Source organism: Gordonia spumicola, assembly GCF_009932475.1.
GTDB classification, from domain to species: Bacteria; Actinomycetota; Actinomycetes; order Mycobacteriales; family Mycobacteriaceae; genus Gordonia; species Gordonia spumicola.
In genome coordinates this window covers 832,150-846,725 of record NZ_BJOV01000003.1, presented here as the reverse complement: position 1 = coordinate 846,725, position 14,576 = coordinate 832,150, and the positions used below count along the sequence as shown (strand labels likewise).

At 66.4% G+C, this 14,576-nt stretch carries 11 protein-coding genes and 1 pseudogene; 7 read left to right on the top strand and 5 right to left on the bottom strand.

The genetic code is table 11. The features are described from left to right. The first annotated feature begins 52 nt into the window (after positions 1-52). The 4 genes from GYB83_RS10035 to GYB83_RS10020 all read left to right on the top strand — a co-directional run bounded on the left by GYB83_RS10035 (position 53) and on the right by GYB83_RS10020 (position 3,213). Positions 53-691 (top strand): hypothetical protein, encoded by a 639-nt coding sequence (locus tag GYB83_RS10035; protein WP_161895341.1) that lies wholly within the window; start codon positions 53-55, stop codon positions 689-691. 302 nt (positions 692-993) lie between these two features. Continuing rightward, positions 994-1,422 (top strand): hypothetical protein, encoded by a 429-nt coding sequence (locus tag GYB83_RS10030; protein ID WP_161895340.1) that lies wholly within the window; start codon positions 994-996, stop codon positions 1,420-1,422. Positions 1,423-1,566: 144 nt separating this feature from the next. After that, entirely contained in the window at positions 1,567-2,094 is a 528-nt protein-coding gene (locus GYB83_RS10025) for a hypothetical protein (protein ID WP_161895339.1), read from the top strand. Positions 2,095-2,175: 81 nt separating this feature from the next. Next, positions 2,176-3,213 carry a hypothetical protein gene (locus GYB83_RS10020; protein ID WP_161895338.1) on the top strand — a complete coding sequence of 346 codons (1,038 nt, stop codon included), beginning with the start codon at positions 2,176-2,178 and terminating at the stop codon, positions 3,211-3,213. 396 nt (positions 3,214-3,609) lie between these two features. On the opposite strand, the gene pgfA is transcribed toward GYB83_RS10020, so the two are convergent. Continuing rightward, positions 3,610-4,722: a cell envelope lipid trafficking protein PgfA gene (pgfA, locus tag GYB83_RS10015; protein ID WP_186349756.1), complete on the bottom strand. Its 1,113-nt coding sequence runs from the start codon at positions 4,720-4,722 to the stop codon at positions 3,610-3,612. A 39-nt stretch (positions 4,723-4,761) separates the two neighbouring features. On the opposite strand from pgfA, the pseudogene GYB83_RS10010 reads away from it, so the two are divergent. After that, positions 4,762-5,925 (top strand): annotated as a pseudogene (locus GYB83_RS10010) (acyltransferase family protein); the annotation flags it as partial. Here GYB83_RS10010 and GYB83_RS24095 read toward each other — a convergent pair. Together GYB83_RS24095 and GYB83_RS10000 are read right to left on the bottom strand one after the other, a co-directional pair. Next, positions 5,814-9,962, bottom strand: coding sequence for a DUF3367 domain-containing protein (locus GYB83_RS24095; RefSeq protein ID WP_161895337.1), 4,149 nt, complete (start codon positions 9,960-9,962; stop codon positions 5,814-5,816). The pseudogene GYB83_RS10010 and the gene GYB83_RS24095 sit on opposite strands and share 112 nt — an antisense overlap. A gap of 4 nt (positions 9,963-9,966) precedes the next feature. Beyond that, the gene (locus tag GYB83_RS10000; RefSeq protein WP_161895336.1) at positions 9,967-10,170 is read right to left on the bottom strand and encodes a DUF2613 domain-containing protein; all 204 of its coding nucleotides are present in this window, start codon (positions 10,168-10,170) and stop codon (positions 9,967-9,969) included. Between the two features lie 127 nt (positions 10,171-10,297). Here GYB83_RS10000 and GYB83_RS09995 point away from each other — a divergent pair, with 127 nt between their 5' ends. Together GYB83_RS09995 and GYB83_RS09990 are read left to right on the top strand one after the other, a co-directional pair. Then, positions 10,298-11,476: a glycoside hydrolase family 3 N-terminal domain-containing protein gene (locus GYB83_RS09995; protein ID WP_161895335.1), complete on the top strand. Its 1,179-nt coding sequence runs from the start codon at positions 10,298-10,300 to the stop codon at positions 11,474-11,476. Positions 11,477-11,501: 25 nt separating this feature from the next. Further along, on the top strand, positions 11,502-12,110 hold the full coding sequence (locus tag GYB83_RS09990) for a TetR/AcrR family transcriptional regulator (RefSeq protein ID WP_161895334.1): 609 nt from the start codon (positions 11,502-11,504) through the stop codon (positions 12,108-12,110). Positions 12,111-12,184: 74 nt separating this feature from the next. Here GYB83_RS09990 and GYB83_RS09985 read toward each other — a convergent pair whose 3' ends face one another. After that, positions 12,185-13,066 carry a MaoC/PaaZ C-terminal domain-containing protein gene (locus tag GYB83_RS09985; RefSeq protein WP_161895333.1) on the bottom strand — a complete coding sequence of 294 codons (882 nt, stop codon included), beginning with the start codon at positions 13,064-13,066 and terminating at the stop codon, positions 12,185-12,187. Next, positions 13,066-14,427: a 3-oxoacyl-ACP reductase gene (locus GYB83_RS09980; RefSeq protein WP_161895332.1), complete on the bottom strand. Its 1,362-nt coding sequence runs from the start codon at positions 14,425-14,427 to the stop codon at positions 13,066-13,068. Before GYB83_RS09980 ends, GYB83_RS09985 begins: the two co-directional genes overlap by 1 nt. Positions 14,428-14,576 lie beyond the last annotated feature (149 nt).

Below are 14,576 nucleotides of genomic sequence, written 5' to 3'. Positions count from 1 at the left end.
ACGGGGCGGATTCGGGCGGATTCTGTCGCTGTTCTCCCCGCGCCCGGCTACCGTGATCAGCGGCGTTGGCGGGCTTGCTCCACCGAACGGCTCTGACGGGCCTGTACACATCTATCCCGGTGATCCGGTCTCGCTGTACGAAGGTGCGGTCGCTCTGCCGGGGAGTTCACTGTTGTTTGTCCCCGACAGTCCCGGATCAGAGCACGGGCGGATCGAGTGGCAGTACACACCTCCGTGGCCCCCGGGGTCTCAATTGACCTCTGACGTTCTGACAATCACCAAGAATGGCAGGCCTGTGCAGACGACGCACGGGTTCAAGAACGGACAGTTCTACGGCACCATCGAAGACGTCACTGCCGGCGACGTCATCGGCTTCCATCACGAAACGACAGCCGTCGATGCGCGCGGAGACAGCTTCGTAAACGTCATCTCAGGCGCCGACGTCATGCCCATCCGCATACCTATGCCTGGAGATAGTGATGGAGGCCCGGGCCAGTGGGTGAAGAAGAACGAGTCCATGTCCGACGCGTCGCGCTACTATCAGGAAGCCGTCACTCACGTCCAGAAAGACTGGGTATACGCAGTCGACGGCACCATGTTCGACGGATTCTTCAGATCCGCCGACGGCGTGAATCACTTCCTGGAAGCAAGGGCGACTACAATTTCTGGTTCGATAGCGCGGGCGAGATAAAAACCTGGATTGACGAGAAAGGAGTCGAAGCAATCATCGACCAGATGGCCAGGCAATCCAAAATTGTCGAAGAACATGGCGGAGTGCTCGAATGGTATAGCGAGTACGGGAGTCTTGCTACCTGGCTGATGGAGGAAGCCGGGAACCTGGGAATTGACAATATTGTCATCCACACGGATCCTGGTGGTCGACAGAACTTTTGACCACACAGATAACGCACTCTAAGGAAAGCAATGAAATCTGCTAAGTTCTATGTTCGTTGCGTAGACCGCACGTATGAGAGGGGCGAAGTTGCGTCGCGCATGAAGGCTGTGCTGGATGGGTTTAACGTGCTGTTTCCTGGACTCGGTCCGTGGTTTGGTTCGGGGGTTTCCGAAGCGGACGCAAAGTCGCGGGTGAAGCACCTTCCGGGGGCGATTCGAATAGCGGACGATGAAATCGATATGGCTGAAGGAAGCAATAACTGGATTATCAGTCGCTGGAGCGAAGTTCCTAGTGGCGGGCATGTGGGCGTTCGCTGCCGATTTCGAAGCTCGCAGCCAGGACTCCGGCCGCCGAGGCAGGCACCGAACTTCACGTTGCAAGTCAGTTGCGAGCTATTCCCGGGCGGAATGGTTGACGAGGGGGCGATCATTGAACTCGTGCGCCGCGCGGTAGATCCGGACTCGATTGAAGTAAGGAGAGACGCTGGACCAGAACTTTTCGAGGTCATCTATTCGCGCAGCGCATAGCCGCGCCGACCGGTGGCCGTATCCCAGCGGATTTCGTGGTAAAGAACGATATCGCTCAGACAGCAACCCATTTTCGGGGCAGGCCGTATCAAGCGAATATCCTCTAGCGCATATTTCCATAGTCTGAGGATCTGGATCTGAGGCATGATTCTTGAGGAACTTCTGTATGAACAAGCGATCTCCGGCGAACACTTTCCTCTGTTGGAGTATAGCCCCTTGAAGAACCCCGAGGCGCTAAGGGAGGCAGAGATCTCGGAGGTCAAGATTTCACCGATAACAGGAAGGGCTGCCGTTCTCTTTGACCTGAGAACGAGTCTGCAACTCTGGGATCTCGGGTCTGCGGGCCTACTCTTATTCGAAGGTGTTGAGACGGTCTCCGTCGACTGGCCGAGCGATCGGATCCCTGGCAGATTTGCGACGCCGGCGGGCGTCCTGTCCATCAGTTCGCCAGATGATGGACGATACTCGTCCGTCATATCGTCTATTTCCTCATCGTTTGACGAGATTCATGTGGAGTCGTCGGAAGTATTCTTCTTCCTGCTTGAATCCACTGTAGTTTCGGACGGTACTGCGCCACCGGACTTTATGAATGCAGGCGCGCCGGAAATGGTCAAGGGCCTCCCGCGTATGAGTGGCAGCTTTCGTACTATTGGCGTTGATCGCCTGGCCTAACGTCCGATCTCTGATAGAGAAGTGGCTCTAGTTAGCGATAGTATTCCGATTGGTGAATTCCTTGAAATGGAGGTTCTCAAAATGAGCAACAAGGCTGTTTTTCGGCTCCGCGGTGAAAACGATCCAGACGCGATCTATGGAGTCGCGGGAAACCCTCATACATTTCGGGGTCTGGTTTCTCTCCTTCCGGTCAACGGCGGCCGCGGATTCTGCGCGAGATTCGTCGACCTTGTGGCCGTCGACGAATTTTCTGCGGGCTGGATTCTTGGGTACGCATCCGGAAATGAACCGATGTTCTCGCCAGATGAATTCCCGGAATCGAGAATTGAGCGCGAACGTGATTTCTATCATTCGAACGGGTATCCGTTGCCAATTCAGTGTAGCGGACTTGTGTGCGTCAACGCTGTAAATGGCGATCGGGGAAATGTTGATGTCGAAACCGTCTACGCTTGCTATGCGCGGGTTCTCAGTCGAATCTCTGACTGGGTGGGAAAGGAGCTTGAATGGGCGCCGGTTCTCGATGGTCAGGTATTGTACGAGCTGCGTTCTTCCGATCCTGGTACGTGTGAAATTGAGAGCCTTTTCGGTCGCCTAAACGTGGACTGGCAAAAATCTGGCGATCTGCAGGATTGGAACTTACAGCTCTCCGCGGAAGGGGAAGGATTTCCGTTCAGCAATTTTGAGACGATTCTCTCCTTCGAGCACGCATCGAGTATGGCACACGTCCCGAATCTGTCGGTGAATCTCGATGCTGATGGGAACTCCCCTTCTATTGCTGACATGGCGGGCATCTCGGATCAGATCTCAACTCTGTTCACGGGAATAGTTCGGGACATGGATGCTGACTGCGCCTCGATCTCGCCCTCAAGAGCGGCCATGCTTGCGAATGGCTTCAGGTTCACCATTGACGACGATTCCGATCCCGTACTCGCGTTCCCTGGTTGGCAGACCTACATGTCTGGGCGAGTGGCTGATCGTTGTGGAATTGACGGTCTCCCTCCCGGGTTTACGGCTAGTAGATATAGCGATGGGGTGCTGATCGAATTTCACGATGGCATCGAGCGGTTCGGGGCGAATGAAGCAAACGTTCTCGCCAATTGTCTTGATGAAGATTGCTGATCGATGGGCTTTCTCGACGCCTTTAGGGCTAGAATGGGCAGATTCAGTAGGAACCCATATAACTTGAGATTCCACGCGTGGCTTGAGGGTCATCCGGTTCTCAAGACATTCTTGGAGTGGTTTCCCTGATTGCGTCAGAATGAATCGTGACGAGTCGACTTGGGAAAGGGGGTATTGATGTCGAGACACAGAAAGTCGGTAGATGTCAGGTTTCGCTGCCTTGTCGACAATCAATACGTGCAACGCTGGGGGGAGTGGGAGAAGGGTGGGAAATGGAGGAGGGTCGGCGCAGAAATCGTATCCATTGCGATTGCAGTGTGTTTGATGATGTTCATTGGTCTCCTGCTGTTCTGAGTGCTCAGCGTGAGTTCTCTAGAAGATCGAAGGCCGCGCCGGTCAGCGGTCAGCGGAGTCTCGTTCCCGTCGGTTGAGATAGACACCGCCCGCTAGGGCAGCGACGCCGAGCACACCGAAGACGATGGGCGCCGTGACGGTGGTCAGGGTGACGGGACGCTGGCGGGCTGCGGCTGCGGCGGCGCCGTCCTGGCGGGAGCGGTCGTCCCCGGTGAACGTCGCGTCGATGTTCACCAGGCGGTAGTTCGCGAGTGCCTGGGAGCGGTCCGCGGCCGAATCGGCGAAACGGTACTCTTCGGACACCGTCACGCGTTCGTCGACGACGACGCCCGTGGCGGCGTCGACGAACAGGTCGCGTTGCGACGAGTGATGCAACGTCGCAGTCAACGTCTGTGTCGGTGCGACGTTCGGAAACGTCCCGAACCACGATGCCGGTTTGGTGATGACTGCACGGGTGTCGAACTGCGACAGGTCCGTGTCGGGGGTCGTCGCGGTGAAGTGGATCGTCGCACGCCCCTCGATCGTCTCGGTGCCCGCGCGGAGCAGGGACACCGACTGGCGGGTCGTGACGTCGAAGTACTCGGGGCGGTCACCGATCTCGACCCCGTACGGGAACACGTAGGTGTAGCCCCGCCGTTCGGGGATCGTGACCGCGCCCTTCTTATCGTCGAACTGCACCTCGGACGTCCCCGACGTCAGGGCGGTGGAGCGGTCGAGGGTCACCCGGTCGATGGTCGCGGCAAGAGTCTGTTCCGCGCAGACGTCCTTCGCCTTCACCGACTTCCCGTCGACCACGTAGCGGTTCACACCGAGTGATGTTCCCGCCTGGAACGTCACGATGTCGGCGTCGGACGGTCGGACGACGACGATGCGTCGTCGCTGCTGAACCTGGGCATCCAGCACGCGAGCGGTCGGTGCGTTCAGTGAGCACCTGTCGAGGATGCGGGAGCTCGACGACCCATCGGCCACCCACGTCACGTCGACGTCGGACGGGATCGCCCGGAAGCGATCGCCGATGATCGGGCCGACGGCGAGCGCAGCCGCGAGGAGCAGTGCGCCGAGGAAGAACGCGGTCGGCGCCAGCAGGTCTGCGCCGGTGAAGCGCGGCGCAGACGACTGGGACACCGGCGACTGGGGCGAGGGGGGCGCAGACATGGGCTCGACGCTACCGGGGCGTCTACATTGGGTCGGGACATGAACGCCACGACGAACCGGAGTCGCGCCTTCCACCCGCAGCTCGAGGGCATGCGGGCGGTCGCTGCGCTCGGCGTGCTGACGACGCACGTCGCCTTCCAGACCCGGTCGCTCGACTGGCCGGTGATCGGACCTCTTCTCGGACGCCTCGACCTCGCGGTCGCCCTCTTCTTCGCCCTCAGCGGGTTCCTGCTGTGGCGGCCGTACGCGCACGCGGCCCGCGGCGACGCCCCGTCGCCCGACGTGACGCGATACCTCCGACACCGGTTCGTCCGCATCTGGCCGGTGTACGCCGTTGTCGTCGTGGCCGTGCTGACGCTCCTTCCACAGGCTCGCGGATCGTCGGCGACCGTTTGGATCGCCAACCTGACGTTGACGCAGGTGTTCGTGCCATTGACCCTCGCGCCCGGCCTCACGCAGATGTGGAGCCTGTCCGTCGAAGCCGCCTTCTATCTGTTGCTCCCGGTCATCGGCTACGCGATGACCCGGCTGCGCGGGCGCCGCGCCCGCCACCGGGTTCCGGTGATGGGCGCAATGGCCGCGCTGAGCCTCGGATGGGCGTGGGTGGCGAGTGCGCTGCCCCTCGCGCCGGGCGTACAGGCGCAGAACTGGGTGTTCGGTCACCTCCCGTGGTTCGCCGCGGGCCTGATCCTGGCCGAGTTGTCCGCGGCGGGGACGACGGTCCGGTGGTCGTCGAACCGATGGCGCATGGCCGGGGTGTTCCTGATCGCGTACTCCCTCGCGTCGACGCCGCTCGCCGGACCGGTCGGACTCGCGCCGATGTCGGACGCCCAGTATGCGACCAAGATGCTGCTCGGAGGCATCGCGGCCTACGCCGTCCTCGCTCCGCTCGTGCTCGGCGACGGCCCGTTCCGAATCCTCGACTCACCGGTGATGGCGGCGCTCGGCCGATGGTCGTACGGCATCTTCATCTGGCACGTCGCAGTCCTGACGGTCGTGTTCGGCCTGTTCGGGATCACGGCGTTCGACGGCCATTTCGTGCTGGTCTGGGTGTTGACGTTCGCGATCACCGTGCCTGTCTCCGCGGCGGGCTACGCGTTCGTCGAGGAACCGTGCCGCCGCGCGCTGGCGCGCAACGAAAGGCGCCGCGCGCCGGCGCGCAGGGAGAAGTGCGGCGCCACCGCTGACGTGATTGCGGCGGACACGGCGACGACCGCGGCGAGCTGAGGAATCACCCCGTATCCCGCGTAGTCAGCGCCGGAGTTCCACGGGCCGGACGCGAGTGCGACCGTTGCGACGCTCATCGCACCGAACGTCGTCCACACTCGGACGGCCGGTCGCGCCGTCGCGACCACGATCCCGGTGACGACGGCGGCGAGCGCGCCCCACGGGCCGGTCAACACGGCCATCGCCGCCACACCGGGGATCGCCCACCACGGCGACGGATCGACGTCGTCGGGACGATCGGCTGGCGTCGACCTCCGGCGTCCGAACGCGACAGCGAACAGGATCGCCACGAGGCCGAGCCCGACCAGCAGGACCCAACGGTACGGAGTGTCCAGGTCGAAGGTGAGGGCGACGGTTCCGGCCGAGCCCGCGGGGATCACCCAGCCCTGCTGCCAGCCGTTGACGACGATCGGAGTCAACTCCACCCCGTTCAGGCGCGCGTGCCACCCGGGGTTGGTGCTCTCCGGGACCGACAGGACACGTGCGCCCGCAGCCGAGGGGACGTCGACCGTCCTCGACGTCGCGTCCCACCGTCCGGCGGTCGCCGGGGTGCTCGAGCCGACGGCGTCGGGCGCCGCGCGCAGTTCGAGGGAGTCGACGGCGAACGCCTCCCCGGGGTTCACCGACACCTCCTGTTCGCCCGCCGCGAGCGACACGTCGCCGCCAGGGCAGACGGTGGCGACCACCGGATCGCCGTCGCGGAGGGCCCGGGCCGTCGTCGCCACGCGCAATCGGTGGACTCGACCCCCGGCGGACAGTCCGAGGCCGAGCGGTCCCTGCGGGTCGGTGTCGCAGCCGATCACGACGGGACGGTCCAGGTCGGGAGTGGGCGTGGCACGCGTCGGCAGGACGGTGATCTCCGCGATGCCCGCGGGCGACTGCCGTGCGAAGCCGAGATCGTTGACGTCGATCAGATCGGTCGTCTTCTCGACGGTGATCTCGATCCGGTCGGTCACTGCGGCCGTCAGCGTCACGAGGCCGTCCCGACCGACGTCGACCTTCTGGCGTCCCGTGCCGAGGTTCACGCTCACCCTGGTAGGGGTCGCGGGGTAGTCGCCCGGACCGACGATGCGCAGGGCCGACACCTGCGTGGCCTGCGGGAGATGCAGGACCAGCGTCGGCTTCGACGTCTTCTGCGGCGCCGTCCAGACGGTGCCCGCGTCGCCGTCGACCGCGGCGGCCGCGGTGCCGCGCGGATCGGTGACGTCGGACGCGCCTTCGGCGGTGATCGTTCCGGGGACGCGCAGCAGATCGGTCAGGGTCCCGCCCGGCCGTGGCCGCAGGATCACCGTCGGCGTCACGTCGACGGCCGCGGGGACGGACAGCGCCCGCCCGAACAGTCCGGGTGACTCCGGGTCGAGGCCGAGGGCGGCGGCGCAGCGGACGCGTCCGCCGTCCGACGCGCATTCGGAGCGCGCGCCGAGCTCGGCCGACAGCACCCAGCTCGACACGTGGTCGGCCGCGTCGAGCGTCGGCAGGACCACCCGATGCCGGATCGAGTACCCGAGGCCGGTCGACGCGTCGGACAGGGCGACGTCGGCGACGGCGAACTGATTGCCGCCGAGACCGTCGGAGGTGCGGATCGCCCGGATCTGGACATGCTTGGTCGGCCCCGACGGTGCGACGATCCGAACCGGTTCGCCCGGCCGGACGCCGGATGCGACGGTACTGCCGGAATCGGTCGTGACCAGCAGTGACGTCACGTCTGGGCCGAGGGCCTTCGCGGTGGTCACGGTCAGCGCGAGATCGCGGTGCTCCTGGGTGAAGTCGATGGACAGCCAGCGTCCGACGGCCGATTCGAGACCTCGACTGACCCACGCGGTGTGCGGATCGCCGTCGAAGGCCGCCGCCGTCGACGACGCGGGCGACGTCCGCCCTGGTTGGGTGGCGTCGGAGGCCGAACCCGACGACGACACGCTCACCTGGTCGGGCTGATTGTTGAGCAGCCACTGTCCTTCGACGAGCGGGGTGTCGGGGACCGGGTAGTCGGCGGCGGCGTTCTTCGTCAGACGCGGGTCGTCCGCCGAGCGGATCGCCGACGAATGATCGTCGACCCGGCCGAAGTCCGTCTCTCGATCGGCGGGCGTGTCGGTGACGATGAGTCCGGGCCCGTCGCCGACACCGGCCCGACGCGCGTCCGCGGTCAACAGCGCCGTGCCCAGCGGCAGCCTGCCGTCGCGGGCCCGGGCCTCGTCGATCGCGGCGAGGGCCTCCGGGCCGCCGCTGACGCGCGGAACGGTGTCGAGCGAGGTCAGCAGGGGCCCGGTGCCCGCGGGTCGGCCGACGCGGTACACGGTCACCGCGGGCATCGGCGGCCGGAGACCGTCGTCGGTCACGACTCCGTCGACGGTCGGCGGCGCGACGTCGGGGCCGAATCGTGCCGCGACGGTGATGTGCGGCGATCGCCGGAGGGCGTCGGCGACCACGAGCGGTCTTGCCGAGCGGGACGTCGCGGGGTCGAGATCGGCCCGCAGGACGACGAACCCGACACCCTGCGCGGCGAGGACGTCCGCGAGCGCAGCCGAGCCGCGACCGGAGGTGAGAACGCGTTGCACCGAGTCCATCGCCCGGATGGTCCCCGGCGGGGTCAGCGGGATCGCATCGCGCACGGCCCACGGCGTGGAGGCGAGGGCCTGTAGCGGCTCGTCGCGGGTGAGACCCCACAGCTGATCGGCGAACGGGGATCCGGGGACCACCAGCGTGCGGACTCCGTGCGCGTTGGCGTCGAGCCAGTCGGCGGTCTGCCGCCAGTAGTCGGGAATCGCGCGGTAGCTCGATGACGGCGCGAGCCCGCCGGTCCACACCAGCGACCCGCTGCCGAACACGGCCGTCACCACGACCATGGCCGCGGCCGCGGGTCTGGCCCATCCGTTCGACGCGGACGGCCGCGCCAGGAGCGACCGGAACGGGACGCGGGCCAGCAGGTGGGCCACCCCGAGCACCAGGGGGAGCCGGACGAGGGGATCGAATTTGTGGACGTTGCGCAGTGCGGCTCCGCCGCCGTCGAGGAACGTCCGCACCGCGTCGTCGACGGGCGAACCGAGCGCGCCCGGGTAGCCGAGGCACATGGCGAGCAGGCCGATGACGAGCAGCGCGAGCCACCGGCCGCGGTACGGCATGGCGCGCATCGTCAAACCGGCGAGGCCCGCGGCCGCGAGCACGCCGGTCGCGACGACGGCCGCCGCGTCCGACACCAGAATCGCCCCGGCGGCACGCTCGCCCGACACGAACGGCGTCCACGCCGAGGTGCCGCGCAGGACCTCGGTCAGCGACGTCCACTCGGTCGTGACCTGTGCCGACTCGATGAAGTCGAGGAACGGCGGCGACACCCGCGACAGCATCAGCAGGGGGACGATCCACCACAGACACGCGGCCGCCAGACCGAGCGCCCACTGGGCGCCGAAGATCAGGCCCGCGCGCCACTGACCTCGGCGGGCCGTCGCGAACACCCACCAGACGACGGCCACGGCGACCGCGGCGACCGTCGCGACGGCGTTCACCGCCCCCATCAGCGCCACGGCGCACGCGGCGTGCGTCGGCCTGCGTCGGATCACCTGAAGCAGCACCCACGGCGCCAGCATCATCGGCAGCGTCTCCGACGAGATGGTGCCGAGGGTGGTGATCACGCGCGGAGCGGCGACGAACATCGACGCGGCGATCAGGCGCGAGGTCGGCGATCCGATGCGCAGTGTCTCGGCGAGGCGGACGACGCCGATGAACCCCGCGGTCAGCAGCACGGCCCACCAGAGCCGTTGGATCATCCACGGCGGGAGGTGCAGCAGGTCGCCCGCGGCGAAGAACGCGCCGTGCGGGAACAGGTAGCCGTACGCCTGATTCTGGATCTGGCCCATCGGCATCGTCGGCGACCACAGGTGGGTGGCGCGCGCGAGGAAACCGATCGGGTCGGCGGTGAGGTCGAGCTTGGTGTCCGGTGAGATCCGGCCGGGAGCCTGCCAGAACGACAGGATCAGGAAGACGACGCCGACCGCGTACGTCCCGCGCCGGGTCAACACACTTTCAGGAGTTGTCGTCGGTGGATCCGCCGCGCGTGCCGTACTCGACGGAGCCCTGGACGAACCCGTCCTTGCCGTTGAAGCTGTTGACGTCCGTCGCGGGCTTCGTCTGTGCGGCGAGGGTGCCGCCCAAATAGACGCCGCCGATGCCGACGATCACGCCGGCGACCGCGGCGAGGGCACCAAAGATCAATCGGTCGCGAACCATGACGCCCAAAATACCATCTCGGACCGGGACGACGTCCCTCCGCGAAGCGGGACCGCGCTCATCCGTCCGGACGATATGGCCTGCATGTCGCCGGAGGGCGACGCGCGACGCATGCGAGACTGTCGTCATGCGTGCACTACGTCCCATCGTCGCCGCGCTGACGGCGACCTCCCTGCTGGCCGTCGCGGCATGCGGCGACTCGCCGAGCGACGTCGCACAGTCGTCGTCCGCCGCCACGTCCACGTCGTCGACGTCGGCCAAGGCCACATCGACCGCGGCCGGACCGAAGTTCTGCGGGAGCGATGAACTCGCGAAGCTGTCGGAGCGGGAGAAGCTCGCCCAACTGCTGGTGGTCGGCGTGACCGATGCGGCCGACGCGAAACAGGTCGTCGAACGCGAGCACCTCGGCGGTGTGTTCATCGGCAGCTGGACCGACATGTCGATGCTCAGCGACGGTTCGGTGAAGAAGCTGTCCGCCGCGCAAGACATCCCGCTGATGGTGACCGTCGACCAGGAGGGCGGGCGGGTGAGCCGGCTGTCGAAGCTCGGCATCGACATGCCCGCACCGCGTGTGCTCGCGAAGACGAAGACGCCCGAACAGGTCCGCGCCATGACGAAGGCCGCCGGGCTGAAGATGAAGGCCCTCGGCATCACCGTCGACTTCGCGCCGTCCGCGGACGTGTCGAACGAGGCCGACGACGAGGTGATCGGTGACCGGTCGTTCTCCAACGATCCGGACGTCGTCGCGAAGTACGCCCGCGCCTACGCTCAGGGCCTGCAGGACGCCGGGATCATGCCCGTCTACAAGCACTTCCCCGGCCACGGCCACGGGTCAGGGGATTCGCACACCGGCACCGTCCGCACGCCGCCGCTGAAAGACCTGATCAGCAACGACCTCGTCCCTTACAAGACGCTGCTGAAGTATCCCGGCAACGTCGGCGTGATGGTCGGTCACCTCATCGTGCCCGGCCTGACCGGCCCGGACACGCCGTCGAGCATCAGCCCGGCGACCATCGGAATGCTCCGCAAGGGCACCCGGTACGGAGGTGTCCCGTTCGACGGCGTCGTGTTCTCCGACGATCTGTCGGGCATGAAGGCGATCAGCGACAAGTTCCCGATCGACGTCGCCGTGCGCAAGGCGATCGCCGCCGGGTCGGACGTCGGACTGTGGCTCACGACCGACAAGGTGTCCGAGGTCCTCGATTCGCTCGAGAAGGCAGTCGCGTCGCACAAGCTCAGCAGCAAGCGGGTCGACCAGTCGGTCGTGCGCATCCTCAAGGCGAAGGGCGTCGTCACCTGCGCCTGAACTTACTCAATGGTAAGTTAGGGGTATGGCGAGCGGAACGAAGCGGCTGCCTCGCGCGGTCCGCGAGCAGCAGATGTTGGACGCGGCGATCAGCGTGTTCGCCGAGCACGGGTACTCCGACAGCTCGATGGACGCGATCGCCGCCAAAGCCGAGATCTCCAAGCCGATGCTGTATTTGTACTACGGCTCCAAGGACGAACTGTTCTCGGCCTGCATCGCCCGTGAGGGCGGCCGGTTCCTGGAGGCGATGAGCGCGGGTTTCGACCCGGAGCTGCGCCAGCGTGAACAGGCGCGGATCGTCGTCCGCGAGTTCCTGCGGTTCGTGCACGAGAACGCCTCGTCGTGGCGGGTGCTGTACCGGGTGTCGATCGGTTCGGCCGTGTTCGCGGACACTGTCACCGAGAGCCGCCGCGGGGTCACCGCGATGATCACCGAACTGATCCGCAGGGGTACCACCGTCGAGGGCGCGCGCGACATCGACTTCGAACTCACCGCCGTCGCACTCGTCGGCGCGGGCGAGGCGGTCGCCGACCGGATGTCCGACGGCGACGTCGACCTCGACGACGCGACCGACCTGCTCCTCGGCATCACCTGGCGCGGTCTGCGCGGCGTCGGCTCGCACTCCGACGACTGACGACGCTCGACGGGCCGGAAGAACGACTGCGCTCAACGACCTTGGCGGTTCGTCGAGCGCAGTCGAGTGCCGTGTCAGGCGATGGGCCGGACGGTTCCCGTCAGATGCGGGTACCCCTTCTTGCGGTTGAGCACCGAGACGTCGTAGCCGCCGTCGGCGCGCGACGAGTACGCGTTCACCTTGGCGGGCAGCAGGATCGGCTTGCCGAAGCGGACCGAGTACACGACCGCGCCGGGCAGCGAGCCCTCGATGTTGGCGAGCGACGCGGCGGCCGTCCACATGCCGTGGGCGATCGCCTGGTTGAACCCGAACACCTTGGCCGTGAGATCGGCCATGTGGATCGGGTTGCGGTCGCCGGACGCCTCCGCGTACTTGCGGATCAGGCCGAGGTCCACGCTCAGGACGCGGTCGGGCGACGGCGCGGCCGCATCCTTGGGCGCGGGCCCGCGCTCCCCGCCGGACAGGCTGGTGCGCTGCTGCTTGAGGAACGTGCTCGTCTGACGTGCGACGCGCTCACGGCCGACGAAGAACTCGGACACCATGTCGACGAGCAGACCCTTGCGGTGTTCGCGCAGGTTCTCCGCGTGCGTCTCGATGGTCAGCGGCTCGTCGACGCCGATCGCGCGGAACCGCTCGATCGTGTTCTCGATGTGCACCGAGCCGATGGCCCCGAGCGGGAACTTCGGGTCGACCATCGCCGACATGGCGAGCGGGAACTGCAGCACGAACAGATAGGTGACCGGAACCGTCGAACCGAACGGCAGTCCGGTCGCGTGGCAGTAGTCGCCGAGCTGATCGAGGTCGATCCGCACGTTCTCGATCCGGTAGACGGTGTCGGGGACCACGGCGTCCGCCGCGACCCGGGCAGGCTTGCCGATCACCGGCAGCATCGCTGCGACGGCCTTCGGGTAGATCTGCGCGGGTCCCGGCAGGGACGTGAGAGTGACCGTCGACATCAGGCGCCCAGGAGGCTCTGACCGCAGACGCGGACCACGTTGCCGGTGACGGCGTTGCTGGCGGGGTTGGCGAAGTAGGCGACGGTCTCGGCGACGTCGACGGTCTGGCCGCCCTGCTGCAGCGAGTTCATGCGGCGCCCGACCTCGCGGGTGGCGAGCGGGATCGCGGCGGTCATCGCGGTCTCGATGAAGCCCGGGGCCACCGCGTTGATGGTGATGCCCTTCTTCGCCAGGATCGGGGCGTAGGCGTTCACCAGGCCGATGACGCCGGCCTTCGATGCGCCGTAGTTGGTCTGGCCGCGGTTGCCCGCGATGCCCGCGATCGACGAGACGTCGACGACGGCTCCGCCCTTGCGGAGGGCGTCGCGTTCGACGAGCTCGTCGACGAGCTTCTGCGGGGCGATCAGGTTGACGCCGATCACCGAGTTCCAGCGGCCCGAATCCATGTTGGCGAGCAGCTTGTCGCGGGTGATGCCCGCGTTGTTGACGATGATGTCGAGTCCGCCGTGGCGTTCGAGGACGTGCTCGGCGACCTTGGCTCCGGCGTCGTCGGCGGTCACGTCGAGGGGGAGCGCGGTGCCGCCGACCTTGTTGGCGGTCTCCGACAGGGCCTCGCCCGCGGCGGGGATGTCGGCGCAGATGACGTGGGCTCCGTCGCGCGAGAGCACCTCGGCGATGGTGGCTCCGATGCCGCGAGCGGCACCGGTCACCAGGGCCACCTTGCCGTCGAGCGGCTTGTCCCAGCTGCCGACCTTGGCGCCGTTGGCGTCGCCGACACGGATCACCTGGGCGTCGACGTAGGTCGACTTGGCCGACAGCAGGAAGCGCAGCGTCGACTCGAGGCCCGACAGGCCGGTCTTCGCCTTCGGCGAGACGTAGACGAGCTGAGCGGTCGCGCCGTTGCGGAGCTCCTTGCCGAGCGAGCGGGTGAAGCCTTCGAGCGCGCGCTGGGCGATCTGCTCGTCGGCCGAGCCGGTCAGTTCGGGGGTGGTGCCGAGGACGACGAAGCGCGCCGAGTTGCCCGCCGACCGCATGACGGGGGTGAAGAACTCGAAGAGCTGCTCGAGCTCGGCGGCCTTGGTGATGCCGGTCGCGTCGAAGACGGCCGCACCGAGCTTGTCGGCGCTGCGGCCACCGTTGTTGTTCTCGATCAGCGTGTAATCGTCACCCGCGGTGAGGATCTCGCGGATCGGCTCGACGAGGCGGCCGCTGCCGCCGAGGACCACGGGGCCGCCGAGGGCCGGGGCCGACGCCGAGTAGCGGCGCAGGTGCGGCGGCTGGGGGAGGCCGACGCGGCTGGCGATGAACGCGCCGGGGCCGGAGTTGACGAAAGACGAGTAGAGATCGGTGTTGCCTGCCACGGCGGGCTCCTTCAGTAGTCGAAAACTCGATTCGAGGTCTGCCGGTGACGATAGGTGCGACGGGCCGCCGCGTGCACGGCCTCGCACCTGTGACGTTCACCGCATACGTCGAGGTCGACATAGAACTTACTCTGGAGTAAGAATGATGA

Excerpts from the sequence above, each read along its gene's own strand:
- GYB83_RS09995 (WP_161895335.1), top strand. The coding sequence starts at position 10,298 with ATGCGTGCACTACGTCCCATCGTCGCCGCGCTGACGGCGACCTCCCTG.
- GYB83_RS09985 (WP_161895333.1), bottom strand. The coding sequence starts at position 13,066 with ATGTCGACGGTCACTCTCACGTCCCTGCCGGGACCCGCGCAGATCTAC.
- GYB83_RS10000 (WP_161895336.1), bottom strand. The coding sequence starts at position 10,170 with ATGGTTCGCGACCGATTGATCTTTGGTGCCCTCGCCGCGGTCGCCGGC.
- pgfA (WP_186349756.1), bottom strand. The coding sequence starts at position 4,722 with ATGTCTGCGCCCCCCTCGCCCCAGTCGCCGGTGTCCCAGTCGTCTGCG.
- GYB83_RS10025 (WP_161895339.1), top strand. The coding sequence starts at position 1,567 with ATGATTCTTGAGGAACTTCTGTATGAACAAGCGATCTCCGGCGAACAC.
- GYB83_RS10030 (WP_161895340.1), top strand. The coding sequence starts at position 994 with ATGAAGGCTGTGCTGGATGGGTTTAACGTGCTGTTTCCTGGACTCGGT.
- GYB83_RS10020 (WP_161895338.1), top strand. The coding sequence starts at position 2,176 with ATGAGCAACAAGGCTGTTTTTCGGCTCCGCGGTGAAAACGATCCAGAC.
- GYB83_RS09990 (WP_161895334.1), top strand. The coding sequence starts at position 11,502 with ATGGCGAGCGGAACGAAGCGGCTGCCTCGCGCGGTCCGCGAGCAGCAG.